The 26,397-nt window shown below is 69.4% G+C and carries 23 protein-coding genes; 15 read left to right on the top strand and 8 right to left on the bottom strand.

Translation table 11 applies throughout. The features are described 5' to 3' along the window. Positions 1 to 31: 31 nt before the first annotated feature. Complete coding sequence (locus J2Y58_RS01115) at positions 32 to 1,102, bottom strand: FAD-dependent oxidoreductase (RefSeq protein ID WP_310097402.1); 1,071 nt, start codon at positions 1,100 to 1,102, stop codon at positions 32 to 34. Further along, positions 1,099 to 2,037, bottom strand: a complete 939-nt coding sequence (locus J2Y58_RS01110; protein ID WP_310097399.1) for an alpha/beta hydrolase — start codon at positions 2,035 to 2,037, stop codon at positions 1,099 to 1,101. The genes J2Y58_RS01115 and J2Y58_RS01110 overlap by 4 nt, the downstream gene beginning before the upstream one ends. A 50-nt stretch (positions 2,038 to 2,087) precedes the next feature. Between J2Y58_RS01110 and J2Y58_RS01105 the strand changes: the two genes are divergently transcribed. The 8 genes from J2Y58_RS01105 to J2Y58_RS01070 are packed head-to-tail and all read left to right on the top strand — an operon-like array spanning position 2,088 to position 9,669. Next, on the top strand, positions 2,088 to 2,564 hold the full coding sequence (locus tag J2Y58_RS01105) for a prepilin peptidase (protein ID WP_310097396.1): 477 nt from the start codon (positions 2,088 to 2,090) through the stop codon (positions 2,562 to 2,564). 48 nt (positions 2,565 to 2,612) lie between these two features. Next, on the top strand, positions 2,613 to 3,641 hold the full coding sequence (gene cpaB, locus J2Y58_RS01100; protein WP_310097393.1) for a Flp pilus assembly protein CpaB: 1,029 nt from the start codon (positions 2,613 to 2,615) through the stop codon (positions 3,639 to 3,641). Between the two features lies 1 nt (position 3,642). Next, a complete protein-coding gene (locus tag J2Y58_RS01095; protein WP_310097391.1) occupies positions 3,643 to 5,244 on the top strand; it encodes a type II and III secretion system protein family protein in 1,602 nt (533 codons plus the stop codon). Positions 5,245 to 5,255: 11 nt separating this feature from the next. Further along, positions 5,256 to 5,888 carry a CpaD family pilus assembly lipoprotein gene (locus tag J2Y58_RS01090; RefSeq protein ID WP_310097388.1) on the top strand — a complete coding sequence of 211 codons (633 nt, stop codon included), beginning with the start codon at positions 5,256 to 5,258 and terminating at the stop codon, positions 5,886 to 5,888. Position 5,889: 1 nt separating this feature from the next. After that, the gene (locus tag J2Y58_RS01085) at positions 5,890 to 7,161 is read left to right on the top strand and encodes a P-loop NTPase (protein ID WP_310097385.1); all 1,272 of its coding nucleotides are present in this window, start codon (positions 5,890 to 5,892) and stop codon (positions 7,159 to 7,161) included. A gap of 31 nt (positions 7,162 to 7,192) precedes the next feature. Continuing rightward, on the top strand, positions 7,193 to 8,161 hold the full coding sequence (locus J2Y58_RS01080) for a type II secretion system F family protein (RefSeq protein ID WP_310097383.1): 969 nt from the start codon (positions 7,193 to 7,195) through the stop codon (positions 8,159 to 8,161). A 1-nt stretch (position 8,162) separates the two neighbouring features. Further along, entirely contained in the window at positions 8,163 to 9,146 is a 984-nt protein-coding gene (locus tag J2Y58_RS01075) for a type II secretion system F family protein (protein WP_310097380.1), read from the top strand. A gap of 52 nt (positions 9,147 to 9,198) precedes the next feature. Then, positions 9,199 to 9,669 carry a hypothetical protein gene (locus J2Y58_RS01070; RefSeq protein ID WP_310097377.1) on the top strand — a complete coding sequence of 157 codons (471 nt, stop codon included), beginning with the start codon at positions 9,199 to 9,201 and terminating at the stop codon, positions 9,667 to 9,669. A 124-nt stretch (positions 9,670 to 9,793) separates the two neighbouring features. Here J2Y58_RS01070 and J2Y58_RS01065 read toward each other — a convergent pair whose 3' ends face one another. The 4 genes from J2Y58_RS01065 to J2Y58_RS01050 all read right to left on the bottom strand — a co-directional run bounded on the left by J2Y58_RS01065 (position 9,794) and on the right by J2Y58_RS01050 (position 16,178). Beyond that, on the bottom strand, positions 9,794 to 10,516 hold the full coding sequence (locus J2Y58_RS01065) for a PEPxxWA-CTERM sorting domain-containing protein (RefSeq protein WP_310097375.1): 723 nt from the start codon (positions 10,514 to 10,516) through the stop codon (positions 9,794 to 9,796). Beyond that, entirely contained in the window at positions 10,513 to 13,182 is a 2,670-nt protein-coding gene (gene ppdK, locus J2Y58_RS01060) for a pyruvate, phosphate dikinase (protein WP_310097372.1), read from the bottom strand. The genes J2Y58_RS01065 and ppdK overlap by 4 nt, the downstream gene beginning before the upstream one ends. Before the next feature lie 75 nt (positions 13,183 to 13,257). Next, positions 13,258 to 15,342 carry a glycine--tRNA ligase subunit beta gene (gene glyS, locus J2Y58_RS01055; RefSeq protein WP_310097370.1) on the bottom strand — a complete coding sequence of 695 codons (2,085 nt, stop codon included), beginning with the start codon at positions 15,340 to 15,342 and terminating at the stop codon, positions 13,258 to 13,260. Beyond that, positions 15,339 to 16,178: a glycine--tRNA ligase subunit alpha gene (locus J2Y58_RS01050; RefSeq protein ID WP_310098326.1), complete on the bottom strand. Its 840-nt coding sequence runs from the start codon at positions 16,176 to 16,178 to the stop codon at positions 15,339 to 15,341. Before J2Y58_RS01050 ends, glyS begins: the two co-directional genes overlap by 4 nt. A 128-nt stretch (positions 16,179 to 16,306) precedes the next feature. On the opposite strand from J2Y58_RS01050, the gene J2Y58_RS01045 reads away from it, so the two are divergent. The 4 genes from J2Y58_RS01045 to J2Y58_RS01030 all read left to right on the top strand — a co-directional run bounded on the left by J2Y58_RS01045 (position 16,307) and on the right by J2Y58_RS01030 (position 19,385). Next, entirely contained in the window at positions 16,307 to 17,200 is an 894-nt protein-coding gene (locus tag J2Y58_RS01045; protein WP_310097368.1) for a TraB/GumN family protein, read from the top strand. 228 nt (positions 17,201 to 17,428) lie between these two features. Continuing rightward, the gene (locus J2Y58_RS01040) at positions 17,429 to 18,085 is read left to right on the top strand and encodes a 50S ribosomal protein L25/general stress protein Ctc (protein ID WP_310097363.1); all 657 of its coding nucleotides are present in this window, start codon (positions 17,429 to 17,431) and stop codon (positions 18,083 to 18,085) included. Between the two features lie 95 nt (positions 18,086 to 18,180). Next, positions 18,181 to 18,747: an aminoacyl-tRNA hydrolase gene (gene pth, locus J2Y58_RS01035; RefSeq protein WP_310097360.1), complete on the top strand. Its 567-nt coding sequence runs from the start codon at positions 18,181 to 18,183 to the stop codon at positions 18,745 to 18,747. 53 nt (positions 18,748 to 18,800) lie between these two features. Continuing rightward, complete coding sequence (locus tag J2Y58_RS01030) at positions 18,801 to 19,385, top strand: TIGR02466 family protein (protein ID WP_310097357.1); 585 nt, start codon at positions 18,801 to 18,803, stop codon at positions 19,383 to 19,385. Here J2Y58_RS01030 and J2Y58_RS01025 read toward each other — a convergent pair. Then, entirely contained in the window at positions 19,369 to 20,229 is an 861-nt protein-coding gene (locus J2Y58_RS01025) for an oxidoreductase (RefSeq protein ID WP_310097354.1), read from the bottom strand. The two genes, J2Y58_RS01030 and J2Y58_RS01025, sit on opposite strands and share 17 nt — an antisense overlap. Before the next feature lie 100 nt (positions 20,230 to 20,329). Between J2Y58_RS01025 and J2Y58_RS01020 the strand changes: the two genes are divergently transcribed. Next, on the top strand, positions 20,330 to 22,015 hold the full coding sequence (locus J2Y58_RS01020) for a DEAD/DEAH box helicase (protein ID WP_310097351.1): 1,686 nt from the start codon (positions 20,330 to 20,332) through the stop codon (positions 22,013 to 22,015). A 130-nt stretch (positions 22,016 to 22,145) separates the two neighbouring features. Here J2Y58_RS01020 and J2Y58_RS01015 read toward each other — a convergent pair whose 3' ends face one another. Continuing rightward, entirely contained in the window at positions 22,146 to 24,644 is a 2,499-nt protein-coding gene (locus J2Y58_RS01015) for an alkaline phosphatase PhoX (RefSeq protein ID WP_310097348.1), read from the bottom strand. A gap of 393 nt (positions 24,645 to 25,037) precedes the next feature. Between J2Y58_RS01015 and rplJ the strand changes: the two genes are divergently transcribed. Both rplJ and rplL read left to right on the top strand, forming a co-directional pair. Then, the gene (rplJ, locus tag J2Y58_RS01010) at positions 25,038 to 25,553 is read left to right on the top strand and encodes a 50S ribosomal protein L10 (RefSeq protein WP_028965446.1); all 516 of its coding nucleotides are present in this window, start codon (positions 25,038 to 25,040) and stop codon (positions 25,551 to 25,553) included. Between the two features lie 69 nt (positions 25,554 to 25,622). Continuing rightward, positions 25,623 to 26,000, top strand: a complete 378-nt coding sequence (gene rplL, locus J2Y58_RS01005) for a 50S ribosomal protein L7/L12 (protein ID WP_058756378.1) — start codon at positions 25,623 to 25,625, stop codon at positions 25,998 to 26,000. Positions 26,001 to 26,397: the final 397 nt, after the last annotated feature.

The following is a 26,397-nucleotide window of genomic DNA, read 5'->3' as shown; positions in this document are numbered from 1 at the left end:
GGGCCGGCACGAACGGATCAGGTGGACAACCCTACCCGAACCGCCCGGGCGCATATCGCTCGACATCGATCCCCGCCAGTGGCGCATCGCCCAACAGCAACGCCGCCGCCACCGCTGCCGCAGCCGGCGCGGTCTGGATGCCGAAGCCGCCCTGCCCCGCGAACCAGAAGAAGCCCGCCGCCGCCATGCCGTACACCGGCAAGCGGTCGGGCGCGAACGACCGCAACCCCGCCCAGCGCCGCTCGACGCGGAGCACGCGCCAGTCGACCGCCTGCTGGAACCGGTCGATCGCCACCGCCACGTCCCATTCCTCCGCGGCGACATCGTGCGGTTCGACCGGGTGTTCGTCGTGCGGGCTCAGCCACAGCCGCCCGCCCGCCTCGGGCTTGAAGTAGAAGCGCCCGCTCACGTCGATGACGAACGGCAGATCGGCCGGCGCGGCGGGATCGGTCTGCACCTGCACCATCGTCCGGCGATACGGCGTGACCCCGATCGGCGACACGCCGCTGCGCACCGCCACCTCGTCCGCCCACGCGCCCGCGGCATCGACCAGCACCGTCGCCGAGAATACGCGCCCGTCCTCGGTGTCGATCCGCCAACACCCGTCTGCGCGCACCGCACGGCTCAGTCGCGCGCGGCTCTCCACCACCACGCCCGCCCGCCGCGCCGTCGCCAGATAATCGCCGTGCAGCTTCGCCACGTCGATATAGGCACAGGTCGGCTCGCTGACCCCCAGCGTCCATTCCGATCGCAGCCCGGGGATCAGCGGCTGCGGATCGACCGCCGCCAGCGGGACCGGCGTCGCCGCGAACTCGTCGAGCAGCGCCGCCACCGCGCCTGCGTCCTCCGCACGCCCGATATGTACCGCGCCCAAGGGATCGAGGTACCCGCCCGCCTGCAACGCCGCGCCCGACGCGGTGGTCAGCGGCTGGATCGCCGGGCCGCCATAGGTTTCGGACCAGAACGCCGCCGAGCGCCCGGTCGCGTGATAGCCCGGCCGCTCCTCACCCTCAAGCAGCAGCACTCGCGCGCGGTAGCCGATCGCCGCGGCCACGCTGGCGCCGGCGATCCCCGCACCCACGATCGCGATGTCGTATCTCATCGCGCATGCCGATCGAGAAACGCGTCGATCGCCGCCATCGCCCGCCCGCGCACCGGATCGGCCTCGCGCAGCAGCTCGTGCGCCGCCTCCTTGCCGAACCGCAGCAGCGTCGCCGCGGGCAGCCGCGCCGCCACGTGCGCCGCGGCGCGCGCGTCGACCAGCCGGTCGTGGTCCGCCACCAGCATCAGTACCGGAGTCGTCATCCGCCCCAGCGCCGGATCGGCGCGCAGCCGCGCGGTCGCCGCGAACGCCTCGTCGAGCCACGCCCAGCTCGGCGGCCCGAGTCGCAGGTCCGGTTGCGCGTCCAGCCACCACGCCTCGTCGGCGTAGCGATCGTCGTCGGCGGTCAGCAGCGCCTGCCGCGCCAGCATCCCCGGCCGCTCGTGGCTCTTCCACGCCGGCCGCGCCGGATCGCCGAGCCGGCGCATCGCGCGCGCCACCCGCGTGCCGAGCCACGTCCCGACCGGCGAGCGCAGTCCCAGCATCGGCGCGACCAGCACCGCCGCATCCGCACGAATCATTCCGTCGAGCAAGGCGCGCAGCGCCAGATACCCGCCCATCGAATGGCCGACGATCACGTGCGGCGGATCGTTGATCGTGGTCCACGCGCGCCACACCGCCGCCAGATCGTCCAGCCACGGCGCGAAATCGTCGCAATGCCCGACATGATGGTCGGCGCACAGCCGCCCCGACCCGCCCTGACCGCGCCAGTCGAACGCGGTCACCGCCCAGCCGCGCGCATGCCAGTCCGCGAACGCTTCGAGATATTTCTCGATCATGTCGCCGCGCCCGCCCTGGAACATCAGCGCCCCGCGCCCCGCGCCGCCACGGGCGAATCGCCGCAGACGCCAGCCGTCCGCGGCGGTGTCGAACGACAGCTGCGCCTCCGCCGGCAGGGTGCGGCGCACCGCAGCGGGATCGATCGTCGTCGGCATCGCGGGCATGGTTACGGTTTCTCAAACCATTCCGTCTAGCGCCATGCGGCATGGACGTAGGTTTTCTTACCTGGCTGCTCCCCGCGGTAATGGGCGCACTGCTGCTGTCGGCGGGCATCCAGGACGTGCGGACGCGCGAGATCGCCAACGCCAAGAACGCCGCGATTGCGCTGCTCGCTCCCGTGTGGTGGTGGTCGATCGGGCTCGATCCGTGGCCCGGCATGGCGGTGCAGCTGCTCGTCGCCGCGCTGGTCTTCGCGCTCTTCGTCGGGGCGTTCGCGCTCGGGCAGATGGGGGGCGGCGACGTGAAGCTGATCGGCGCGCTGTCGCTGTGGCTCGCGCCGCTTCACGTGCTCGACATGCTGCTTGCGATGTCGGTGATCGGCGGCGCGCTGACGCTCGCGATGCTCATCGAACGGCGCGTACGGCGCAGCACTGCCGCGATCGAGGTGCCGTACGGCGTCGCCATCGCGCTGGCCGGGCTGCTGGCGCTTCGCGAACCGCTCCTTAACCAATTTACCCAATAAGCATCGATAGATCGGCGCCGGGGGCGTCGTGCGAGGACAGGCTCACTCATGGACAGTCGCAAGCTCATTCTGCTGGTCGGTGCGCTGATGGTGGCGGCGATCACCGCCTTTGCCGCCCGCTCGCTGCTGGCCGGCGCGCCCGCCCCCCAGGCGCAGGCCATGCCCGCGCCGGTGCAGGTCGACGGCCCCGAGGTGCTGGTCGCCACCCGCGCGCTGCCGGTCGGCACGATCCTCGATGCGTCCGCGCTGAAGTTTCAGCCGTGGCCCAAGGAACTGGTCGAAAACGCTTACTACCTTCGCACCGGCACCGACATGTCGAAGCTGATCGGCACGGTCGTGCGGCTGCCGATCACCGCCGGGCAACCGGTGACGCAGGGGCAGTTGGTCAAGCCCGGCGACCGCGGGTTCCTGGCGGCGGCGCTCGGGCCGGGGATGCGCGCGGTGACGGTGCCGGTGTCGGCACAGACCAGCGTCGCGGGCTTCGTCTTCCCGGGCGACCATATCGACCTGATCCTCACCCAGTCGGTCGAGGGCGACGGCCCGCCGCTGCGCGCCAGCGAGACGGTCATGCGCAACCTGCGCGTGCTCGCCACCGATCAGCGCACCACCGATCAAAAGGACGACAAGGGCAATACGATCGTCCAGACCTTCTCCACGATCACCGTCGAGGCGACGCCCAAGATCGCCGAGCAGATCGCGGTCGCACAGACGATCGGCACGCTCTCGCTGTCACTGCGCTCGCTGGCCGACAATGCCTCCGAACTCGACCGCGCGATCGCCTCGGGCAGCGTCTCGGTCGGGGACGGCAAGGATGCGGGCGCGGAGGAGGCGATGCTCGATCGCCTCGCCAACACGCCGCAGACCGGCAACACCACCTATGCGGTCGGCGCCGACGTGTCGCGCTTCCAGCGCCGCACCGCCCCGCCGCGCCAGAACCAGGGTGCCGTTCCGGCCGCTCCCGCCGCGCCCGGTATGCCGGTCGCCACTGCCGCCGCCGGCGCGGTGCCGGTCGGTCCGCGGGTCCGCGTCACGCGCGGCAATGCCGTCACCGAAGTCTCCGTCGCAGGAAAGAACTGAGATGCGCATCCTCCTTCCCCTCGCGCACGGTACCGCGCTCGCTGCGGCGCTGATCGCGGCGACCGCGCCCGCCGCCGCCGCCCCGCGTGCCGCCGCCGCGGCGACCGCCCGCACCGCCGCGCGCGTCGGTCTGCCGCCGGTCGGCACGACGAAGCCGAGCATCGAGAAGTGGCTGTCGATCGGCGAGGGCGAACTCATCACCCTGCCCGCCGCGGTCGCCGAGGTCTGGACCTCGAACGCCGAGACCGCCGACGTCTATGTCGCCAATCCGCGGCAGATCCACCTGTTCGGCAAGGCGAACGGCGAGGCGACGATCTTCGCCACCGACCGCGCCGGCGCCCTGGTCTATTCCGCGACCGTGCGCGTCGCGCAGAATGCGACGCAGGTCGACCGCATGTTGCAGGCCGCACTGCCGGGCACCGACTTCCACGTCACGCTCGTCGGGCAGATCGCGGTCCTCAACGGCACCGCCGCCTCCCCCGCCGACGCCGAACAGGCGCAGCGGCTAGTGACCGGGCTGCTCAACCCCGGCGTCGACCCGACCGCCGAGGGCGCGACGCTGAAGATCGGCATCATCAACCGCATCAAGGTGCCGACGCCGCTGCAGGTCAATCTGCAGGTGCGCTTCGCCGAGGTGAGCCGCAATTTCCTGAAGAACATCGCCAACAACATCACCACGCGCGGTCTGGGCCGCGGCAACCCGCAACTGGGCGTCGGATTCGGGCGACAGGGATCGATCACGACCGTCCCGGGCGTGCCGGGCACGAACGTCGTGGACGCGAACAATGCGCGACCCGGCGACACCCTGTTCACCTTGCCCGGCATCACCAACGGCGGCGGCACGTTCAGCCTGTTCGGCCGGCTGCTCGGCACCGATTACATCAACGCGCTCGACCTCGGCGAGACGCTGGGCCAGGTGACGACGCTCGCCAGCCCGAATCTCACCGCGCTGTCGGGCGAGACGGGCACCTTCCTGGCCGGCGGCGAGATCCCGATCCCGATCGCGCAGGCGCTCGGCACCAACTCGATCGAGTACAAGCAATTCGGCGTCAGCCTCGCCTACACCCCGACCGTGCTGTCGGACGGGCGCATCTCGCTGCGCGTGAAGCCGGAAGTGTCGCAGCTCGACTATGGCAACGCCGTGTCGGTCGGCAACGGGCGCATCCCGGCGCTCACCACGCGCCGTGCGGAGACGACGGTCGAGCTCGGCTCGGGCCAGAGCTTCATGATCGCCGGCCTGATGCAGAACACGCACAACAACAGCTACACCAAGACGCCGGGCATCGGCGACCTGCCGATCTTGGGCGCGCTGTTCCGCTCCAACGGCTTCCAACGCAACGAGACCGAGCTGGTGATCGTCATCACCCCGTATCTCGTCCGCCCGGTGAACAACCCGGCCGACATCAAGCTGCCGACCGACGGCTACAAGGCGCCAACCGATCTGGAGCGTGTGTTCCTGGGCAAGCTGGAGAGCGGCAACCGCGCCGATACCCGCCCCACGCCCCAGCTCGCCCCGCCCGCCCCGGCCCCCGCTCCGGCAACCCCGTCGGCTCCGGCCCGGCGCGGTGCCGCCGCGCCGACGCCCGGCTTCTCGATCAACTGAGGATGCTTCCCATGACCCTGCGTCCGCTTGCCCTCCTGCTCGGCGCCGCGCTGCCGCTCGCCGCGTGCGGCGACTATCGCGGGCTGGAGACCGTCCACCAGCCGGTCGTCGCGCAGACCGACTACACGCTCGACCTGCTCGCCGGTCCCGACGGACTGGCCGGCGGCGAGGCGCAGCGGCTGCGCGGCTGGCTCGACGTGCTCGCCGCCGCCCCGGGCAGCGCGATCGCGCTCGACGATCCGTTCGCGTCGCCCGCCGCCCGTGCCGACATCGCCGCCGCCGCTGCCGAGCATGGCCTGCGCGTGGCGCCGGTCGTCGCTGCACAGGCTGCGCCCCCCGCGTCGGGCATGCTGCGCGTCGTCGTCACGCGCGCGACCGTCTCGGTCCCCAGCTGCCAGACGCCCGCCGAACGCACCGCGCTCGTCAATTTCGACGCGCACACCAGCAGCAGCTTCGGTTGCGCGGTCAACGGCACGTTGGCGGCGATGGTCGCCGACCCCAACGACCTGATCCGCGGCAAGACCGACGACGGCGCATACGGCGCCGGCACCGCCGCCAAGGCGGTCACGATCTGGCGCAAGGCTGCCCCGAGCGGCGGCGGCGGAACGGTGTTGAAGAGCGAATCGACCGGAGGAAGCCGCTAAGATGAACGCGCCGTGGAAAGTCGCCGGTGCCGCCGCGCGCGCCCCGTTTCTCGCCTTCTGCTGCGACGACAGCGCGTCGGAGACCGTGCGCACCGTGGTCGACGACCTCGGCTGGCCGCAGGAGAACGTCTACAAGGGCGGCCTGCGCCAGGCCGTGCAGACGCTAGCGGTCAGCTCCAGCCCGCAGCTGCTGTTCGTCGACCTGAGCGAGACCAGCGACCCGCTGGGCGATATCAACGGCCTTGCGGAGGTCTGCGAACCCGGCACGATCGTGATCGCCGCCGGGCAGGTCAACGACGTGCGGCTGTACCGCGACCTGCTCGCCAGCGGCATCCACGACTATCTGCTCAAGCCGCTCGGCGTCGACGCGGTACGCGACGCCTTCGCCTCGGCGCAGACGATGCTCAATGCCCCGCGCCTCACCGACGCGGGAAGCGAGCGCCCGCACGCCGCGCTGGCGGTGATCGGCTGCCGCGGCGGCGTCGGCGCCTCGACGATCGCGACCTCGCTCGCCTGGCAGATGAGCGAGGCGGGCAAGCGATCCACCGCGCTGCTCGACCTCGACGTGCATTTCGGCACCAACGCACTCGCGCTCGATCTGGAGCCGGGACGCGGGCTGATCGACGCGATCGACAATCCCAGCCGCATCGACGGGCTGTTCCTGGAACGCGCCCTGGTCCGCGCCTCCGACAAATTGTCGGTGCTGTCGGCCGAGGCGCCGATCAGCAACCCGGTCGTCACCGACGGCGCGGCCTATTACCAACTCCAGGAGGAGCTGCGCGGCGCGTTCGAGATCAGCGTCATGGACCTGCCGCGCGCGATGCTGATCCAGCATCCGCATCTGATGGCCGAGGTGCAGGCGGTGGTGCTGGTCACCGAGCTGACGCTGGCGGCGGCACGCGATACGATCCGGCTGGTCTCGTGGCTGCGCACCAACGCCCCGCAGGCGCAGCTCTGCATCGTCGCCAACCGCGTCCATCCGGGGCCGCAGCAAGAGGTGATGCGCAAGGATTTCGAGAATTCGATCGAGCGCAAGGTCGATGTCGCAATCCCCTACGATCACAAGCTGGCGGTGCAGGCCGCCAAGCTCGGCAAGCCGCTGACCGCCGCCGGCAAGGGATCGAAGACGGTCGCGCCGCTCGCGGAGCTGGCCGATCGCCTGCTCGCCGCAACCGGGGAGGATCCGGTGCCGCTCGCCGCGGCCGGCGCGCGCGGCGGCTCGCTGCTGGCGCGGATCACCGAGCTGGTGAGCAAGAAGCCCGCGCAGAAGTGATCCCTACCGCCCCCTTGCCTGCGGAGCCGCCATGTCGCCGCTGATCCTGCTGCTCGTCGCTGCGGCCCTGACGCTCGGGCTGATCGGCTTCGCCTTGTCGGCGCCCTCGACCCAGAAGGCGAGCGCTCGCCGCCTCGCGGGCGTGCGCGATCGTCACGTCGTGGTCGCCACCAACACGATGGAGGCGCAGATGCGCCGCATCACCGGGCGGCGCGCGACCAAGGCCGACATGGCGGTGATGCGCATCCTGCCCAACGAGGCCGAGCTGAAGAAGCGGCTGGCGATGTCGGGCACCAGCTGGACGCCCGGACAGTACGGGATCGGCGCCGGCGCGATCGCGCTGGTCGCCTTCGCCATGCTGTGGCTGTACGGCGTGCCGCTGCTCGTCGCATTGTTCGTCGGCGGGCTGCTCGGCGCGGCGATCCCGCATCTGGTGCTGAGCTATCTCATCAAGCGGCGCGTGGCGGCGTTCATCGCCAAGTTTCCCGACGCGATCGAGCTGCTGGTGCGCGGCCTGCGCTCCGGCCTGCCGATCTCGGAGACGATGCAGGTCGTCGGCGCCGAGGTGCCCGGCCCGGTCGGCGAGGAATTCCGCGCGGTGTCGGACAAGATGCGCATCGGCCGCTCGATGGACGTCGCGCTTCAGGAAACCGCCGACCGATTGATGACGCCCGAGTTCCAGTTCTTTGTCATCACCATCGCCATCCAGCGTGAAACCGGCGGCAATCTGGCCGAAACGCTCCAGAATCTCGCCACCGTCCTGCGCCAGCGCGGACAGATGAAGCTGAAGATCAAGGCGATGTCGTCGGAATCGAAGGCGTCGGCCTATATTATCGGCGCGCTGCCGTTCATCGTCTTCGGGCTGATCTACACGATCAACCCGCCCTACATGATGACCTTCTTCAGCGACACGCGCCTGATGATCGTCGCGACCGGCGGCTTCACGTGGATGGGGATCGGCGCCTTCATCATGTCCCGTATGGTGAGCTTCGAGATCTGACATGCCCACGATCTTCGGCCTCGACGCCCTGATGCTCGCCACCCTGCTGCCCGCCTTCGCCGCGGCGCTGCTGGTCGGTGTCTATGCGCTGCGCGGATTGCGCGATCCGATGGCGCGGCGCGTCCGCGCGCTCAACGACCGCCGCGAGCAGTTGAAGGCGGGTATCACCGCATCGACCGCGAAGCGCCGCACCAAGCTGGTCCACCAGAGCAATACCGCCGACCGGCTGCGCAGCGTGCTGTCGTCGTTGCGCGTGCTTCAGGACGAACAGCTCAAGGAGGCGCAGCGAAAGCTGTTGCAGGCCGGCATCCGCAACAAGGAATGGGCGGTGGCGGTCATCTTCGGGCGGCTGGTGCTGCCGATCGCGTTCGGCGGGCTGATGGTCGTCTGGGTCTATCTGCTCGACGCCTTTCCCGAATGGGGCGCACTGAAGCGCTATGCGCTGGTCGCCTGCACCTTCGTGATCGCGTACAAGGCGCCGGACATCTTCCTGAAGAACAAGATCACGAAGCGCAGCGACGCGATCCGCAAGGGGCTGCCGGACGCGCTCGACCTGCTGGTGATCTGCGCCGAGGCGGGCCTGACCGTCGACGCCGCCTTCCACCGCGTCTCGCGCGAGCTGGGCAAGGCGTATCCGGAACTGGGCGAGGAGTTCGCGCTCACCGCGATCGAGCTGGGCTTCCTCACCGATCGCCGCCACGCCTTCGAGAATCTCGCCGCGCGCGTCGATCTCGATGCGGTGCGCGGCGTCGTGACGACGATGATCCAGACCGAGAAATACGGCACCCCGCTCGCCAGCGCGCTGCGCGTCCTGTCGGCGGAGTTCCGCAACGAACGCATGATGCGCGCCGAGGAAAAGGCCGCGCGTCTCCCTGCGATCATGACGGTGCCGCTGATCCTGTTCATCCTGCCTGTGCTGTTCGTCGTCATCCTCGGGCCGGCTGCCTGCTCGCTCAACGACTCGTTCATCAACGCCGGGCCGTAGGAACAGCGCGGTCGCTGCGTCGTTCACTGGCGAAACGATCCGGAGCACCGCCATGCTGTTCACTACCACGACGCAATATATCGCACTGGCGGTGGCGCTGGTCGCCGGCTGGCTATTCGGGCTGGCGAGCCATCCCGGCGGCCGTAAGTGGAAGGAACGCTACGTCACCGAGCGTGACGCCCACGCCGTCACCAACAAGCGCGTGAGCGAGCTGGAACGCGACCACGACACCGCCACGAAGCGTGCCGCCGAGCTGGAGCGCGATCACGGGACGACGTCGACCCGCATCGCCGAGCTGGAGCGTGATCACGGCACGGCCGCGACTCGCATCACGGAACTGGAGCGCGAGCGTGACGCCGCCAACGCACGTATCGCAGAGCTGAAGCGCGAGAACGACGAACTGGAACGCGAAAACAGCCGCCTCTCGCCCCCGCTCGCCGGCGACCCCCCGCTGGCCGGGGACCGCTATGTCAAAGACGACCGGCTCGCCCCCGGCCACCCGCGCGACCGCGGCTTCATCTGACCGTCCACTTCCACCTCGCCTGATCCCCGACCGAAACGTCGTCCCTGCGAAGGCTGGGGCGACTGGCGGCTTCCGGCATGCCACCGACGCCGGCAGGGTTTCGCCCGATCCCTGCCGACCTCTGTTACGCCGCCACGCTCGCCCGCCGCCTTCGCAGCGCCATCCCGGTCGCCGCGAGCCCGGTCAGCAGGAGCCCCCATGTCGCCGGCTCAGGGACGCTGCGGATCGTGAAGCTGTACTGGCTCGACAACCCGCTTGTGGTCCCCGCCGGAGCGATCGGCGCCACCATATCGAAAATCCGCAGCTCGTAGCTTCCCGCCGCCAGCGCCGCCGACCGCGATCCGCTTGCGCCGTCGCCCGGCAGATCCAGCGCCAGCAACGTGTCCCCGCTGCCGCGCACGGCCAGCGACAGCGCCTGCCCCGGCGTCGCGCCGCCCACGCCGCTGCCGTAGGACGAGAGGCCCCAGTTGACGTCGAACGCACCCGGCGCGTCCGTGGTGAAAAAGTAGCGGTAATTTGCCGCCGACGCCTGCACCGAGGCTGCCATTCCCGGGGTCAGCGTGCGACGGAACGTCACCCGGCCGCGCTCGCCGCCCGTCAATTCCGCCACCACGGTCGACACCCCGCTAACCATCGGGAACCCGCCCGCCGGCCGCTTGACCAGCTGCGCCGCCGCGCTGATCGTCCCCGAACCCGCCGCGGCATCGCTGCCGTCCGACGCGACCGGCGCGCCGCCGATCGTTCCCGACAGCCGCGTATCCACGATCTGCGTCCCGATCGTGACCGCCGCCGACGCCGGCACCGCCGCCGCCATCGCGACGCCGGCTACCAATCCGCGAACGATCACGCGCGTGCCGCCAGCGCCGCCTGCGCCGCCGCCAGCCGCGCGATCGGCACGCGGTACGGCGAGGCGGAGACGTAATCGAGCCCGACCTGCTCGCAAAAGGCGATCGACGCCGGATCGCCGCCGTGCTCGCCGCAGATACCCAGCTTGATGCCCGGCCGCGTCGCGCGCCCGCGTTCCGCGGCGATCTCGACCAACTCGCCCACCCCCTCGACATCCAGGCTGACGAACGGGTCGCGGGCGTAGATGCCCTTCTCGACATACGCGCCCAGGAAGCGGCTGGCATCGTCGCGGCTGACGCCGAGCGTCGTCTGGGTCAGGTCATTGGTGCCGAAGGAAAAGAACTCGCCCGCCTCCGCGATCTCGCCCGCCCGTAGCGCGGCGCGCGGCAGCTCGATCATCGTACCGACCAGATAGTCGATCGTCCGCCCGCGCTCGGTGAACACCGCCCTGGCCGCGGCATCGACGACCGTCTTCATCAACTCCAATTCGCGCTTGGTGCCGACCAGCGGGATCATTACTTCGGGGATCGGCGCCTCGCCGGACTTTTCCGCGACATCGATCGCCGCCTCGAAGATCGCACGCGCCTGCATCTCGTAGATTTCGGGATAGGTCACGCCCAACCGGCAGCCGCGATGCCCGAGCATCGGATTGAATTCGTGCAATTCCCCGGCACGCCGCTTCAATTGCTCGACTGCGATCCCCGCCGCCGCCGCGACCTCGGCGAACTCGTTTTCCTCGTGCGGCAGGAACTCGTGGAGCGGCGGGTCGAGCAGCCGCACCGTCACCGGCAGCCCGGCCATCACCTCGAAGATCGCGGTGAAATCGGCGCGTTGCTCCGGAAGCAGTCTCTCCAGCGCGGCGCGGCGCCCCGCCTCGTCCTCCGCCAGGATCATCTGGCGCACCGCGGTGATGCGCGCGGCGTCGAAGAACATATGTTCGGTCCGGCACAGCCCGACGCCCTCCGCGCCGAAATCGCGCGCGGTGCGGCAATCGAGCGGCGTCTCGGCATTGGCGCGCACCTTCAGGCGGCGGACGCCGTCGGCCCATTCCATCAGCGTGCCGAAATCGCCCGCCAGTTCGGGCTGGATCGTCGCGACCTCGCCGACCATCACCTCGCCGGTCGCGCCGTCGATGGTCAGCGTGTCGCCTTCCCGCACCTCACGCGCGCCGACGCGCAAGACCTTGTCCCTGGCCGAGATCGACAGCGATCCCGCCCCCGACACGCACGGCCGCCCCATGCCGCGGGCGACCACCGCGGCGTGGCTGGTCATGCCGCCGCGCGCGGTCAGGATGCCCTTGGCCGCGTGCATCCCGTGGATGTCCTCGGGGCTGGTCTCGGTACGCACCAGGATCACCGCCTTGCCGTCCGCCGCCATCCGCTCCGCGGTGTCGGCGTCGAAGACCACGAGGCCGCTGGCCGCGCCGGGCGAGGCGGGCAGGCCCTTGGTCAGCACGTCGCGCGCCGCCTCGGGATCGAGCGTCGGGTGCAGCAACTGGTCGAGCGCCTGCGGCTCGACCCTCGCGATCGCTTCCTCGCGGGTGATCAGCCCCTCGCTCGCCATCTCCACCGCGATCTTCAACGCCGCCTTGGCGGTGCGCTTGCCCGAGCGCGTCTGGAGCATCCACAGCTTCCCGCGCTCGACCGTGAACTCGATGTCCTGCATGTCGCGGTAGTGCGTCTCGAGCTTGTCGAAGACCGCCGCGAGTTCGCCGTACACCTCCGGCAGCGCCTCTTCCATCGACAGCGGCTTGGCGCCCGCCTCCTCGCGCGCCGCCTTCGTCAGATATTGCGGGGTGCGGATGCCCGCCACGACATCCTCGCCCTGCGCGTTGATGAGGAATTCGCCGTAATAGGCGCGGTCGCCCTTGGCGGGGTCGCGGGTGAAGGCGACGCCGGTGGCGCTGGTGTCGCCCATGTTGCCGAATACCATCGCCTGCACGTTGACGGCGGTGCCCCAGTCGCCGGGAATGTGGTTCAGGCGGCGATAGACCTTGGCACGCTCGGACTGCCACGATCCGAACACCGCGCCGACCGCGCCCCACAATTGATCATGAACGTCCTGCGGGAACGGCTTGCCCCATTCCTTCTCGACCAGCCCCTTGTATTCGGCGACCAGTTCGCGCCAGTCGGCCGCCGTCAGCTCAGTATCGAGCGTGTAGCCACGATCTTCCTTGGCGATCTCCAGCGCTTCCTCGAACGCGCCGTGATCGAGTTCGAGCACGACGTCCGAATACATCTGGATGAAGCGCCGATAGCTGTCCCAGGCGAAGCGCTCGTCACCGCTGGCCGCGGCCAGCCCCTCGACCGTCGCATCGTTCAGCCCCAGATTGAGGACCGTGTCCATCATCCCCGGCATCGAGACGCGCGCGCCCGAGCGGACCGAGACCAGCAGCGGATCGGCGGCGTCGCCGAATCGCTTGCCGGTCACCTGCTCGATATGCGCGATCCCCTCGGCCACCTCGGCCTTCAGCGAGTCCGGGAAGCGCTCGCCTTCCTCGTAATAGCGGGTGCACATCGCGGTCGAGATCGTGAAGCCCGGCGGGACCGGCAGGTCGATCGACGCCATTTCGGCCAGGTTCGCCCCCTTGCCGCCGAGCAGGTTCCTGTCGCCCTTTCCCCCATCGGAGACGCCCCCACCGAAGCGATAGACGTAACGCTGGGTCATCGTGCCAAGTCCTTGATTTCGCGACGTCGGTCGACGCGAATGTTGCGAAAGTTGAGACGCTGGCGGGGTTGTTCGTCAGCCCTCGATTCTCGAGAAATCGGCGACCTTGTGCACTGCGGCACGCACCCACGCCAGCAGGTTTAGTCGATCCGTGCGCTTTTGCGGATCGGCATCATTTACGGTAACGCTATCAAAGAACGCGTCGATCGGCGCGCGCAGCGTCGCCAGCGCCGCCATCGCACCTTCGAAATCCTCGCGCGCGATCGCTTGCGCCGCGGCAGGCTCGGCGGCGTCGAGCGCCGCGATCAGCGCAGCTTCGTCCTTTTCGGGCGTGTAGGACAGCGTTTGTTTCGCCGGGGGGGCGTCGGCGGCGACGCCTTCCTTCTTGAGGATGTTGGCGGCGCGCTTGTAGCCCGCGAGCAGGTTCGCACCGTCGTCGGTACCGACGAACGACTGGAGCGCGTGGACGCGGGCGAGCAGCCGGACCAGATCGTCCTCGCCGCCGAGCGCGAAGACGGCGTCGATCAGGTCGTGGCGGACGCCGGCCTCGCGCTGCTGGACCTTGAGGCGGTCGGCGAAGAAGTCGAGGAGATCGGCGGGCACACGATAACGCAAACCGTTCCCCGTGATGAGGCGAATGACCCCCAGCGCCGAGCGGCGGAGCGCGAAAGGATCCTTCGACCCGGTCGGCGCATGACCGATGGCGAAGAACTGCTGGAGGCTATCCAGCTTGTCCGCCAGCGCCACCGCCACCGTCACCGGGTCGGTCGGTACGTCGTCGCCCTGCCCGACCGGCTTGTAATGGTCGCGGATCGCGTTCGCGACGGCTTCGTCCTCGCGCTGCGCAGCGGCGTAATAGCCGCCCATTAGCCCTTGCAGCTCGGGGAACTCGCCGACCATGCCGGTGACGAGATCGGCCTTGGCGAGCTTGGCGGCGCGATAGGCTTGTTGGGCGAGGTGCTTGGTTTCTTCATCGAGACCGGGCTCTCGGTGAGACACCTGCCCCTCACCCAAACCCTCTCCCCGGCGGGGAGAGGGCTTGATGACGCCCTCCTCCACCAGCCATTTGGCCAACTTCGCGACGCGCTCGACCTTGTCGGCGACCGTCCCCAGTTTTTCGTGGAAGACGATGCGGTCGAGCTTCTGCGCCTGGTCCTCCAGCGGCACCTTCAGGTCGGTGTCGTAGAAGAAGCGCGCGTCGCTCAGGCGGGCGGCCAGGACCTTGCGGTTGCCCTCGACGATCTTCGCGCCGCCGTCGTGCGCGACGATGTTAGCGGTACAGACGAACGCGTTGGCGAGCGTGCCCGCGGCGTCGCGACAAACGAAATATTTTTGATTCACGCGCGCGGTCAGCTGGATAACCTCGGGCGGAACCGACAGGAACTCCGCGTCGAATCGGCCGAGCAGCGGCACCGGCCATTCGGTCAGCCCGGCATTCTCGGCGACCAGTCCCTCGTCCTCGACCAGCACCAGCCCGGCCTCGGCGGCCAGCGCGGCGGCACGATCGCGGATGATCGCGGCGCGCTCGTCCTGGTCGACGATGACGTGGCAGGCGCGCAGCTTCTCGACGTAATCCGCCGCCGAGCCGATCGTGATGCTGCCCGGATGGTGAAAGCGGTGGCCGAGCGTCGCCGCGCCGCTCTCGACGCCCGCGATCGTGACCGGCACGACCTGATCGCCGAACAGCGCCACGATGCCTTGCAGCGGGCGGACCCAGCGCAGGCTCTCGGTCGACAGCGACGCCGCGCCCCAACGCATCGACTTGGGCCACGGAAAGGCGCGGATGACGGCCGGAATCGTCTCGGCGAGCACGTCGGCGGTGGCGCGGCCGGGCTTTTCGGTGACGGCGTAGAGCACGCCGTCGCGCTCGGTCAGCTGCTCGCGCGTCAGTCCGGTCTTGCGAAGGAAGCCCTCCAGCGCCTGCGGCGGGGCGGAGGCGCGCGGGCCCTTCACTTCCTCGGCGACCGCCTCGGTCGCCTGCGGAAGGTCGCGCAGGATCAGCGTCAGGCGGCGCGGCGTCGCGTAGGTGACGCCGGCGCCGGCGGTCAGGCCGGCCTTCGCCAGCTCGGCGGCGAACAGCCGTGCGAGATCCTCCCGCGCCTTGGCCTGCATCCGTGCCGGGATTTCCTCGGAGCGGAGTTCGAGAAGAAAGTCCGTCACGCCGCCCACCCGTTCTTTTCCATATACGCTTCGCAGCTCGCCTTCGCGAGATCGCGGACGCGGCCCATGTACGCCTGCCGCTCCGCCACCGAGATCACGCCGCGCGCCTGGAGCAGGTTGAAGGTGTGGCTGGCCTTGATCGCCTGTTCATAGGCGGGGATCGGCAGCTTCGCGGCGAGGCTGCGCTCGCATTCGGCGGTGGCCTTGCGGAACAGGTCGAACAAGGCGTCGGTGTCGGCGACCTCGAAGTTCCAGGTCGACATCTGCCGCTCGTTCTCCAGGAACACGTCGCCATAGCTCACGCCGGCATCGTTGAAGGCCAGATCGTACACGTTGTCGACGTTCTGGATGTACATCGCGAGACGCTCCAGCCCGTAGGTCAGCTCGCCCGCGACCGGCTTCATGTCGAAACCGCCCATCTGCTGGAAGTAGGTGAATTGCGTCACCTCCATCCCGTCGCACCAGACCTCCCAGCCCAGTCCCCAGGCGCCGAGCGTCGGGCTTTCCCAATCGTCCTCGACGAAGCGGATGTCGTGAAGGCCCATGTCGACGCCGATCGCCGCCAGGCTGCCGAGATACAGTTCCTGCAGGTCGGGCGGGCTGGGCTTCAGGATCACCTGATACTGGTAATAATGCTGGAGCCGGTTGGGGTTCTCGCCGTATCGGCCGTCGGTGGGGCGGCGGCATGGCTGGACATAGGCGGCGTTCCACGTGTCCGGCCCCAGCGCGCGCAGCGTGGTGGCCGGGTGGAAGGTCCCCGCGCCCATTTCCATGTCATAGGGCTGGAGGATCGCACAGCCGCGCTCCGACCAATATTGGTGGAGCCGCAGGATCATCGCCTGGAAGCTGAGCGGGCGGGGAGCGCTGATGTCGGTCACAGGCGCGGTCTCTGGCGCAAGGGCGGCGCGGAATCAACAAAGCCGTCGCCCTTCCCTTTCGCGCGCCGGCTCGCCATGGAGGGCGCATGAAGATCGCCGCCACCGCGCTCGCGCTGCTGCTCGCCCTTCCCGCCTGCGCGCAGCAGGCCCCAGCACCCGCCGCGGCGGAGCAGGATGCCGATCCGGCGCTGTGGGTGGTCAAGGACAAGGACACGACCGTCTATCTGTTCGGGACGATCCACGTCCTGAAGCCCGGCCTGTCGTGGTTCGACGAGGCGGTGAAAAGCGCGTTCGATCGCTCGCAGACGCTGGTGCTGGAGATGGTCGAGCCCGATGCGGCGACCCAGCAGAAGGTGGTGACGGCGACCGCCTTTGCGCCGGGCGGGACACCGCTGACCGAGCAATTGCCGCCGAACTACCGCCCGGCGTTCACGAAGGCGATGAGCGAGGGCAAGGTGCCGGCGGCGCTGTACGACCGGATGCGGCCGTGGTTCGCGGCGGTCACGCTGTCGCTGCTGCCGGTGCAGAAGCTGGGCTACGATCCTGCCAACGGGCCGGAAAAGGTGCTGACCGCCGCCGCGCAGGCCGCGGGCAAGCCGATCCAGGGACTGGAGACGTTCGAGGGACAATTGCGCATCTTCGAGACGCTGCCGCAGCCCGCGCAGGTGCAGCTGCTGGAAAGCACGCTCGACGAACTGCCCAAGGTCGACGCGACGTTCCGTGCGCTGGTCGATGCGTGGGCGGCCGGCAAGCCCGAGGGCGTGGCGAAGGAGATGAACGACTCGCTTCGGGACTCGCCGGAAGTGACGAAGGCGCTGCTGACCGACCGCAACAAGCGCTGGGCAGCGTGGATCGCCGAGCGGATGAAGCGTCCGGGGACGGTGTTCGTCGCGGTCGGCGCGGGGCATCTGGCGGGCAAGGGGAGCGTGCAGGACCAGTTGCGCGCGTACCGGCTGAAGGCGGTGCGGGTCAGGTATTGAGGCTGTCACTATCCTCAGCCGTCGCTCCAGCGAAAGCTGGAGCCCCCTGCCGCGGGCCGCTCCATTCGCCAGTGACCCCGGCTTTCGCTGGGGTGACGGTCTGGCGGGAGGGGCGCCGACCCACTCCTTGCCTTTCTCCCCGCGCCGGGCTATGCGCGCCGGCTTCCGGTCATGGTCATCCCTGGAGGCGTGGCCGGGAAGCATATCACCGTTTTCGGAGCATTTCAGATGAGCGACACCATTACGCTCGCAGCCGAGACGCGCGACCGGGTTGGCAAGGGAGCCTCCCGTGCACTGCGTCGCGACGGCCGCGTCCCCGCCGTGATCTACGGCCAGAACAAGGAACCGACCTCGATCCACCTCGAGGAGAAGGCGCTGGTGAAGGCGCTTATGACGGGTCACTTCATGAACTCGGTCATCATGGTCGGCGGCACGCGCACCCTGGCCAAGGACGTCGCGTTCCACCCGGTTACCGACCGCCCGACGCACGTCGACTTCCTGCGCATCGGCGAGCACGAGACCGTGACGATCGCGGTGCCGGTCGTGTTCGCGGACGAGGATGACGCGCCGGGCATCAAGCAGGGCAACGGCGTGCTCAACATCGTCAAGCACGAGATCGAGCTGGTCGTCGACGCCGCCGAGATCCCCAGCGAGATCACCGTTTCGCTCAAGGGCCTGAATATCGGCGACACGATCCACCTCGCCGACGTGGCGCTGCCCAAGGGCGCGCAGCCGGCCGCCGAGGGCGACATCGCGATCGCCACGATCGTGCCGCCGACGGTCCCGACCGCCGCGGACGATGCGCTCGAGGCTGAGATCGCCGAGACGCAGGCCGCCGAGGCGGCTGGCGGCGACGACGCCGGGGACGAGAACAAGGGCGAGTGATCGCCGCTCCGCCGCCTGGCGGAGGATGGATGTTCGGGGGCAGGGCAGCGGCGACGCTCCCCTGCCCTTTCCTTTTCGCCTAAGGAGCACATGCGATGCAGCTATGGGTCGGGCTCGGCAATCCGGGCGCGCAATATGCGATGCACCGGCACAATGTCGGCTTCATGGCGCTGGATGCGATCGCCGAGGTGCACGGCTTCGGCGCGCCCGCCAAGAAGTTCCAGGGCTGGGTGCAGGAAGGACGCATCGGGAGCAGCAAGGTGCTGCTGCTGAAACCCGCCACCTTCATGAACGACAGCGGCCGCTCGGTCGGCGAGGCGCTGCGCTTCTACAAGCTCGGCACCGACGCGCTGACCGTGTTCCACGACGAGCTGGACCTGGCGCCGATGAAGGTGAAGGTGAAGCAGGGCGGCGGCACCGCCGGGCACAACGGGCTGCGCTCGATCGACCAGCATCTCGGGCCGGACTTCCGCCGCGTGCGGATCGGCATCGGGCATCCGGGGCACAAGGACCGCGTGACCGGGCATGTGCTGGGCAATTACGCCAAGGTCGAGATCGATCCGCTGAGCGACCTGCTGGGCGCAGTGGCAGCGGAGGCGGCGTGGCTGGCGGACGGGGACGACGTGCGCTTCATGAACGACGTGGCGCTGCGGCTGGGGTGAGCATGCTCCTGCCGCTCGCAATGACGGATCGGTTGCCCTAAGCCGACGCGACCATGCCGACCCGCCAGCTCTTCCCCACGCTCTTCTACGAAGCCCGATTGAACGATGCCGCGCTGCTCGCCGAGCTCGACGCCTCGTGCCGTGCGCTCGCCGATGAGGATGTCGCCGGCAAGCGCTGGTCGAAGGCGCACGGCTACCGCGGCTATACCAGCTACGCCTCGCTCAACGACCTGCCGCTGCGCGATCCCGCGTTCGCCGACCTCAAGAAACTGCTCGACCGCCACGTCGCCGCCTTTGCCAGGGAGGCCGGGTTCGACCTGGGCGGCCGCAAGCTGAAGCTCGACAGCCTGTGGGTGAACGTCATGAAGCCCGGCGGCACCCATTCCGGGCACCTCCACCCGCACAGCGTCGTCTCCGGCACCTTCTACGTCGCGGTGCCGCCAGGGTCGGGTGCGCTGAAGCTGGAGGACCCTCGCCTCCCGATGCTGATGGCCGCGCCGCCGCGCGACGGCACCTTCGTCTATGCCGAACCGCAGGACGGATCGCTGTTTCTGTGGGAAAGCTGGCTGCGCCACGAAGTGATGCCGAGCACCGCCAGGGCCGAGCGGATCAGCGTCAGCTTCAACTATCGCTGGTAGCGTCGGGGTAATCGGCGCCGAGCGCCGCGTCGCGCAGCCCCTCGATCTCCGCGACGCGGGTGCGAAGCCGTTCGGTCACGGCGTCGAAGCCCCATTTGCCCAGCACCAGATGCCGCGGCGGCGCGGCGCGCGTGACCGCCGCGATCATCGCCTCCCCCGCGCGGACCGGATCGCCCGGCTGATTGCCCGAATACCCCTTGGTCGAGGCCATCCGCGCCGACGCCGTCTCGGCATAATCGGCGATGCGGCTGGGGGTCTGGCGCAGCGAGCGCCCGGCCCAGTCGGTGCGGAACGGCCCCGGCTCCACGCAGGTGACCGAAATCCCGAGCGGCGCCACCTCCGCGGCAAGCGCGTCGGAGAAACCCTCCACCGCGTGCTTGGACGCGGCATAATAGCCCGACGAGGGGAAGCCGACCAACCCGGCGACCGAGGTGATGTTGACGATCGCCCCCTGCCGTCGCTCGCGCATTCCCGGCAGCACCGCGCGCGTCATCGCGAACAGCCCGAAGACGTTGGCGTCGAACTGCGCGCGAATCTCGGCGTCCTCGCCTTCCTCGATGCTCGACTGATAGCCATAGCCGGCGTTGTTCACCAGCACGTCGACCTGCCCGAACCGCTCCTGCGCGGCGGCCACGGCGTCGGCGATCGCAGCATCGTCGGTCACGTCGAGCGCCAGCGCGAGGGCGCGGTCGTCATGCCCGTCGGCCAGATCGGCGACGCGGCCCGCATCGCGCGCCGTCACCACCGCCCGCCACCCGCGCGCGAGCACCAGCCGCGCCAGTTCGCGCCCGAAGCCGGTCGAGCAACCCGTGATGAACCACACCGGATCGGCGGGGAGAGTCATGCGAATTTTCCCGTGATTTCAACTTATCGGCCGAACGCCTCGTTATAGGACCGCGTTCCCGCTGGCATTTTGCCGATAAAAGGCCCATGTGGGAATCTTCATGGACTTTCCGAACCTCCCCCCCGCGCTCGCCAGCGCGCTCGCCGCGCGTGGTTACGCCACGCTTACCCCCGTCCAGGCCGAGGTGACGGCCGACGCCGCGCACGGCCGCGACCTGCTCGTCTCCGCGCAGACCGGCTCCGGCAAGACCGTCGCCTTCGGCCTCGCGATGGCCGAGCAGCTGCTGGCGGACGGCGGCGACCTGCCGCCCGCCGGCGCGCCACTGGCGCTGGTGATCGCTCCGACCCGCGAGCTGGCGTTGCAGGTCGCCAAGGAGCTGATGTGGCTCTACGCCGGCGCGCGGATCGCGACCTGCGTCGGCGGGATGGACGCCAGCCGCGAGCGTCGCACGCTGAACCAGGGCGCCCATATCGTCGTCGGCACGCCCGGGCGCCTGCGCGACCATGCCGAGCGCGGCGCGCTGAACCTCGCGCAGATCCGCGCCGCCGTCCTCGACGAGGCCGACGAGATGCTCGACATGGGCTTCCGCGACGATCTCGAGGCGCTGCTCGACCAGACGCCTGCCGAGCGCCGCACCCTGCTGTTCTCCGCGACGCTGCCGCGCCCGATCGTGGCGCTGGCCAAGGCGTATCAGCGCGACGCGCTGCGCATCTCGACGGTCAGCGAGCAGCGCGGGCACGGCGACATCACCTATCGCGCGGTGACCGTCTCGCCGTCCGAGATCGAGCATGCGGTGATCAACCTCCTGCGCTTCTACGAGGCGGAGACCGCGATTCTCTTCTGCGCGACCCGCGACAATGTCCGGCACCTGCATGCCGGGCTGGTCGAGCGCGGCTTCGCGGCGGTGGCGCTGTCGGGCGAGCATTCGCAGAACGAGCGCAACCATGCGTTGCAGGCGCTTCGCGATCGCCGCGCGCGCGTCTGCGTCGCCACCGACGTCGCGGCGCGCGGGATCGACCTGCCGACGCTGAGCCTGGTGATCCACGTCGAGATGCCGCGCGATGCCGAGGTGTTGCAGCATCGGTCTGGCCGCACCGGTCGCGCGGGCAAGAAGGGCACCGCGGTGCTGATCGTCCCCTACCCGCGTCGTCGCCGCGTCGAGATGATGCTGCGCGGTGCGCGCATCGCCGCCGAATGGGGCGAGGTGCCGAGCGCCGAGGCGATCCGCGCCAAGGATCGCGAGCGGTTGCTGGAACAGCTGCTCGCGCCGGTCGAGGTCGACGACGACGACCGTGCGCTGGCCGCCGAGCTGCTGGCGCAGCGCACGCCGGAGGACATCGCCGCCGCGCTGGTCGCCGCGCAGCGCGCTGCCTTGCCCGCGCCCGAGGAGCTGGCCGATCGCAGCGAGCTGAGCGAACGCCAGCAGAAGGGGCATCGCGACGGCTTCGACGATGTCGTCTGGTTCCACATGAACGTCGGCCGCCGCCAGAACGCCGACCCGCGCTGGGTGCTGCCGCTGCTGTGCCGTCGCGGGCATGTGACCAAGGCGGAGATCGGTGCGATCCGCATCGGCGCGACCGAGACGCAGTTCCAGGTGCCGCGCGCGCTGGCCGGGCGCTTCGCCGCCGCGGTCAAGGCGACCGCGAACGCGGACGGCGAGGACGAGAGCGGCGTCCGTATCGAGCCGATGCCGAGCGGCACCGTCCCGATCCGCAATGCCGGCGGCCCGCCGCAGCGCCGCCACGGCGGCGGCCACGCACGCGGGGCACCACGCCCGCGGCGGTGACGGCGGCCCACCGCAGCACCGACGAGAAAACGGCGACCGCAGCCCCCCGCTGCGGTCGCCGTTCGCGTATGGCGGCCCGCCACCGCCGCGCCGCTTCACCAGCCGGGCGCGACGATGCGGGTCGCTGACGTCAGAGCCCGACGACGCCGCCGTCGTTCTTGGTGATGACGATCGTCGCCGAGCGCGGGCGGACGCCCGCGGCGGTGCCGGCCTGCGACGCGGGCCAGTTGGAGGTGATGTTCGACACCTCGCCGCCCTCGCCCGGATGCTGGATGTTGACGAACACCGAGCGGCCGTCCGGGGTCGAGCTGATCCCGGTGATCTCGCACCCGACCGGGCCGACGAGGAAGCGCTTCAGCTTCGCGCCCGGCGCAGCGCCGATCCGCGTCGTGACGGTGGCGCTGGCACCGGCCACCGTGCTGGTCACCTGGCGCGTGCCGCCGTCGCCGACGCGGCCGGGCATGCCGACCAGCATCTGGTTGTTGGTCACGTCGGTGAAGGCGCCGTCGTCGGTCTGGAGCCACAGCAGCGGCGCGACCTGCCCGCTGGCGTTGGTCGACAGCCCGAACCACAGCCCGTCGGGCGACGAGAAGTCGTTGGTGGCGTCGAGCGACGACAGGTTGATGTTGACCGGATCGAGGTCCGAGCCCGCACCGAACGCGTAGATATCCCAGGTGAAGGTGGTCGCCTCCGTCGTGTCGCCGGTTTCGCGCAGACGGATGACATGGCCGTTGGCGTTGCCTGTCGTGCTGGTGCCGGTGGTGCGCGGGTCGACATAGGCGCGCGGGTTGGAAGCATCCACCGCGCGCTGGCTTCCGCTCGCCACCGGGCGGCGCGACGAATTGTTGGTCAGCGTGCAATACATCTCGCCGTTGACCGGGTTCACCGCGGTCCATTCCGGCCGGTCCATCGGGGTCGCGCCCAGCACGTCGGCGGCCAGCCGCGTGTTGATGAGCACGTCGGCCTGATCCGCGAAGGGATAGGTCGTATTGCTCGCGGTCAGCCCGTTCTGCCCGAAGACCAGCGGCAGCCAGGTGCCGGTGCCGTCGTCGTTGAACTTCGCGACGTAGAGCGTGCCGGCGTCGAGATACTTATCGCCGATCGCCAGCCGGTCGGCAGCGGTGGCGTCCGCCGCCGCCCAAGCGACGTTCGACACGAACTTGTAGATATATTCGTTCTGCGCGTCGTCGCCCATGTAGAAGGCCGGCTTCACCCCGGCGATCGTGCGGCCCGGCCAGCAGCCTTCGTGGTTCATGCGGCCGAGCGCGGTGCGCTTGCGCGGCGTCGACTGCGGATTGAACGGGTCGATCTCGACCACCCAGCCGAAGGTGAACGGCTCGTTGCGGAAATCCTGCGTGCCGTCCGCCGCGGCGTTCGCCAGCACGCTGGCGTTCCAGCGCGAGAAGGTGGTGCTCGATGCATCCGCCGGGGTGACGGTGGTCCAGCGATAGTTGCCGGTCCGCCCCTGCCCGATGCCGTAGCGGCGCAGCGACACGTTCTGCTTGGCCGCATTCGCCGCGGTGCGCGCGGCCTCGTCACCCGCCGCGCGGGTGAAATAGCCGGCCCAATTCTCCTCGCAGGTCAGATACGTCTGCCACGGCATCTGGCCGTTGGCGCAATTGTTGATCGTACCGTTGCTGCGCGTGCCGTCGCTCGACACGCGGGTGCGCAGCGCCGCGTTGCCGCGGGCCGGGCCGTTGAACTGCATCGGCGTGTTCGGGGTGATGCGGCGGTTGAGGGTGCTGGCCTGCACATAGCTCCACGCACCGGTGTTGCCCGCGCGCGTGACCTCCACCACCGAGACGCCGTGCGCCTCGATCTCCTTGATCGCCTCGGCCTCCGGGCGGACGCCGGTGCCGGTCAGCCCGGTCGGGCCGTTGGCGTGCAGGTAGCTTTCGGTGATGTTCTCGTGGTTCATCACCAGCACGCCCCGCGTGTTGCTGGTCGCATCCGGCGCCGTACCGGTCGCGGCGAGCCCGAAATAGCTCATGCCGTCGTGATGGTCGCCGGCGCGCTGCGCGAAATTGGTGTCCGTGCCGTTGTTGGCATAGGCGGCCACCCCCGAGGCGAGCGGATCGCCCAGCCGGTAGAGCACGGTGACGGTATAGTTCGCCGGCACCGTGACCAGGTCGTTCTTGTTCTTGGCCACCGCGGTGAAATCGAGCGTGGCCGGCAGGACGTTGACCGTCGTCCGCTCGCTGCTGGTCCCGCTGGCGTTGCTGGCGCTGAACTCGAAGACCAGCGCGGTCGATTGCGCGACGTTGGGCGCCACGAAGGTGATCGAATTGCCGCTGGTGACGGCCGCGACGGTCGGGCCGGCCACCTGCTTGAAGCTGGTCGTGGTGGCGTTGCTGCTGGCGGTGGCGCTCAGCGTCACCACGCGTCCGCCCTGCGTCTGCACGGTCGTGCCGTCGGACACGGTCACCACGTCGCCGTCATCGTCGTCGCTGCACCCCGTCAGCAGCGCGCCGCCGAACACCGCGGTCGTCATCGCACTCATTCCGCCCATCAGCGAGCGGCGCGAATAACGGCGCGCGACCAACTCGTTGAGGTGCGTCGAAGTGGAAGGATTGGTGTCGATGTCGCCGTCGTCGTACGCGACGGATTCGACAAGGGTCATCTCGGTCATTGCTGTTCCCCGCTTTGGATCGCCGCCCTTTGGGGGCAATGCGCGGCACCGCGGTTGCACTTCGGTGACCGATAGATGAAATCGCCGCGGCACTTTCGTGACACGCGGTTCGTGCTTGACCGGCCGTGCCGATCCGCTATAGGCCGCCGCGTCGCCGATCCGCTCGCGGACCCGGCACACCGTCCGAGACAGCGGGTGGCCTTCGCGGCCTTAATTCCCCGCCGAGACGGGGACAGGATCGATGCTTTTCCCGCCCGCGCTGTTCCAGCGTGGCCGGCAGCCGGTCATTCCCCATCGCTGGACAATGCCGCAGGTCGCGCATCCGCGCGACAGGCGGTTCGTACCCGGAAGGGCGCGTGCCCCGGCACGTCCCTTCCCAATGTGGAGAATGGCATGGATCGTAGTCAGAAGACCGCGGCCGTCGCCGAGCTCAACCGTACCTTCTCCGAGGTCGCCGTGGTGGTCGTCACCCGCAACCTGGGGATGACGGTGGCGCAGTCGACCGACTTGCGCAACCGGATGCGGGATGCCGGCGCGACCTACAAGGTCTCGAAGAACAAGCTTGCCAGGATCGCACTCGACGGCACCGATTACGGCTCGATCAGCGACATGCTGACCGGCCCGGTCGGCCTGGCGACCTCGACCGATCCGGTCGCGGCCGCCAAGGTTGCCGCCGAATTCGCCAAGACGACCGACAAGTTCGAGATCGTCGGCGGTGCGATGGGCGCGACCCCGCTCGACGTGGCGGGCGTGCAGGCACTGGCCACGCTGCCGTCGCTGGACGAGCTGCGTGCGAAGATCGTCGGCCTCATCGTGGCACCCGCCACGAAGCTGGCGACCATCACCCAGGCCCCGGCCGCGCAGATCGCGCGCGTGCTGGCAGCTTATTCGGAGAAGGAGGCGGCCTGATTTCGGGCGGCATCCTGTTGATGTGTTGGAATATGGGGCACCTGTCCCCGTTTGATAGGAAGTAAGATCATGGCAGACCTGAACGCGCTGGTTGACCAGCTGAGCGAACTGACCGTCCTCGAGGCGGCCGAGCTGTCGAAGCTGCTCGAAGAGAAGTGGGGCGTTTCGGCCGCTGCGGCGGTTGCGGCTGCTCCGGCAGCTGGCGGTGGCGCTGGCGCCCCGGCCGCTGAAGAGAAGACCGAGTTCGACGTGATCCTGACCGGCGACGGTGGCAAGAAGATCAACGTCATCAAGGAAGTCCGCGCGATCACCGGCCTGGGCCTGACCGAAGCCAAGGCGCTCGTCGAAGGCGCGCCGAAGCCCGTCAAGGAAGGCGTGAGCAAGGACGAGGCCGAGAAGGTCAAGAAGCAGCTGGAAGAAGCCGGCGCGACCGTCGAGCTGAAGTAAGCCGACGTGTGAGGGGCAAGCCCCTCACACGAGGCCGGCCGACGAACGGCGCAGCCCGTTCGTTCGACGTCAGGGGTTCAGCCCCATGACGCGGCCACCAGCCAAAAAGGGGCGACACCCAATTCGGGTGCCGCCCCTTTTTTGTGCCGGGCGCGGATCCCCCCTACCCGTTCGTGCTGAATGGATCGGGCGGCCCGCCTCGCGGCAGCCCCCGCGTTTGACACACCCGCCCCTACCCCCTATATCCCGATCCTCACCACAGCTTCCGGGAAACGCCTCGCCGTCGCGCAGCGGGTCGATCGGATTGGGAAGCCGCTGGTTCTTGGACGCCGAAAGCCGACGCACCTCGTTGCGATCGGCTTTTATGCGTTCGATGCGCCTGCATTTTGACGGCTGA

This window comes from Sphingomonas sp. BE138 (assembly GCF_031456125.1).
Lineage (GTDB): Bacteria > Pseudomonadota > Alphaproteobacteria > Sphingomonadales > Sphingomonadaceae > Sphingomonas.
Note: the sequence above shows the minus strand (reverse complement) of the source record. Positions and strands in the feature narration are given on the sequence as shown.

Coding starts and splice junctions, on each gene's coding strand:
- pth (WP_310097360.1), top strand. CDS start 18,181: ATGCAGCTATGGGTCGGGCTCGGCAATCCGGGCGCGCAATATGCGATG.
- ppdK (WP_310097372.1), bottom strand. CDS start 13,182: ATGACCCAGCGTTACGTCTATCGCTTCGGTGGGGGCGTCTCCGATGGG.
- J2Y58_RS01030 (WP_310097357.1), top strand. CDS start 18,801: ATGCCGACCCGCCAGCTCTTCCCCACGCTCTTCTACGAAGCCCGATTG.
- J2Y58_RS01070 (WP_310097377.1), top strand. CDS start 9,199: ATGCTGTTCACTACCACGACGCAATATATCGCACTGGCGGTGGCGCTG.
- J2Y58_RS01045 (WP_310097368.1), top strand. CDS start 16,307: ATGAAGATCGCCGCCACCGCGCTCGCGCTGCTGCTCGCCCTTCCCGCC.
- J2Y58_RS01015 (WP_310097348.1), bottom strand. CDS start 24,644: ATGACCGAGATGACCCTTGTCGAATCCGTCGCGTACGACGACGGCGAC.
- J2Y58_RS01050 (WP_310098326.1), bottom strand. CDS start 16,178: ATGATCCTGCGGCTCCACCAATATTGGTCGGAGCGCGGCTGTGCGATC.
- J2Y58_RS01110 (WP_310097399.1), bottom strand. CDS start 2,037: ATGCCGACGACGATCGATCCCGCTGCGGTGCGCCGCACCCTGCCGGCG.
- J2Y58_RS01105 (WP_310097396.1), top strand. CDS start 2,088: ATGGACGTAGGTTTTCTTACCTGGCTGCTCCCCGCGGTAATGGGCGCA.
- J2Y58_RS01115 (WP_310097402.1), bottom strand. CDS start 1,102: ATGAGATACGACATCGCGATCGTGGGTGCGGGGATCGCCGGCGCCAGC.
- J2Y58_RS01080 (WP_310097383.1), top strand. CDS start 7,193: ATGTCGCCGCTGATCCTGCTGCTCGTCGCTGCGGCCCTGACGCTCGGG.
- J2Y58_RS01040 (WP_310097363.1), top strand. CDS start 17,429: ATGAGCGACACCATTACGCTCGCAGCCGAGACGCGCGACCGGGTTGGC.
- J2Y58_RS01095 (WP_310097391.1), top strand. CDS start 3,643: ATGCGCATCCTCCTTCCCCTCGCGCACGGTACCGCGCTCGCTGCGGCG.
- J2Y58_RS01020 (WP_310097351.1), top strand. CDS start 20,330: ATGGACTTTCCGAACCTCCCCCCCGCGCTCGCCAGCGCGCTCGCCGCG.
- cpaB (WP_310097393.1), top strand. CDS start 2,613: ATGGACAGTCGCAAGCTCATTCTGCTGGTCGGTGCGCTGATGGTGGCG.
- rplL (WP_058756378.1), top strand. CDS start 25,623: ATGGCAGACCTGAACGCGCTGGTTGACCAGCTGAGCGAACTGACCGTC.
- J2Y58_RS01085 (WP_310097385.1), top strand. CDS start 5,890: ATGAACGCGCCGTGGAAAGTCGCCGGTGCCGCCGCGCGCGCCCCGTTT.
- J2Y58_RS01075 (WP_310097380.1), top strand. CDS start 8,163: ATGCCCACGATCTTCGGCCTCGACGCCCTGATGCTCGCCACCCTGCTG.
- rplJ (WP_028965446.1), top strand. CDS start 25,038: ATGGATCGTAGTCAGAAGACCGCGGCCGTCGCCGAGCTCAACCGTACC.
- J2Y58_RS01090 (WP_310097388.1), top strand. CDS start 5,256: ATGACCCTGCGTCCGCTTGCCCTCCTGCTCGGCGCCGCGCTGCCGCTC.
- J2Y58_RS01025 (WP_310097354.1), bottom strand. CDS start 20,229: ATGACTCTCCCCGCCGATCCGGTGTGGTTCATCACGGGTTGCTCGACC.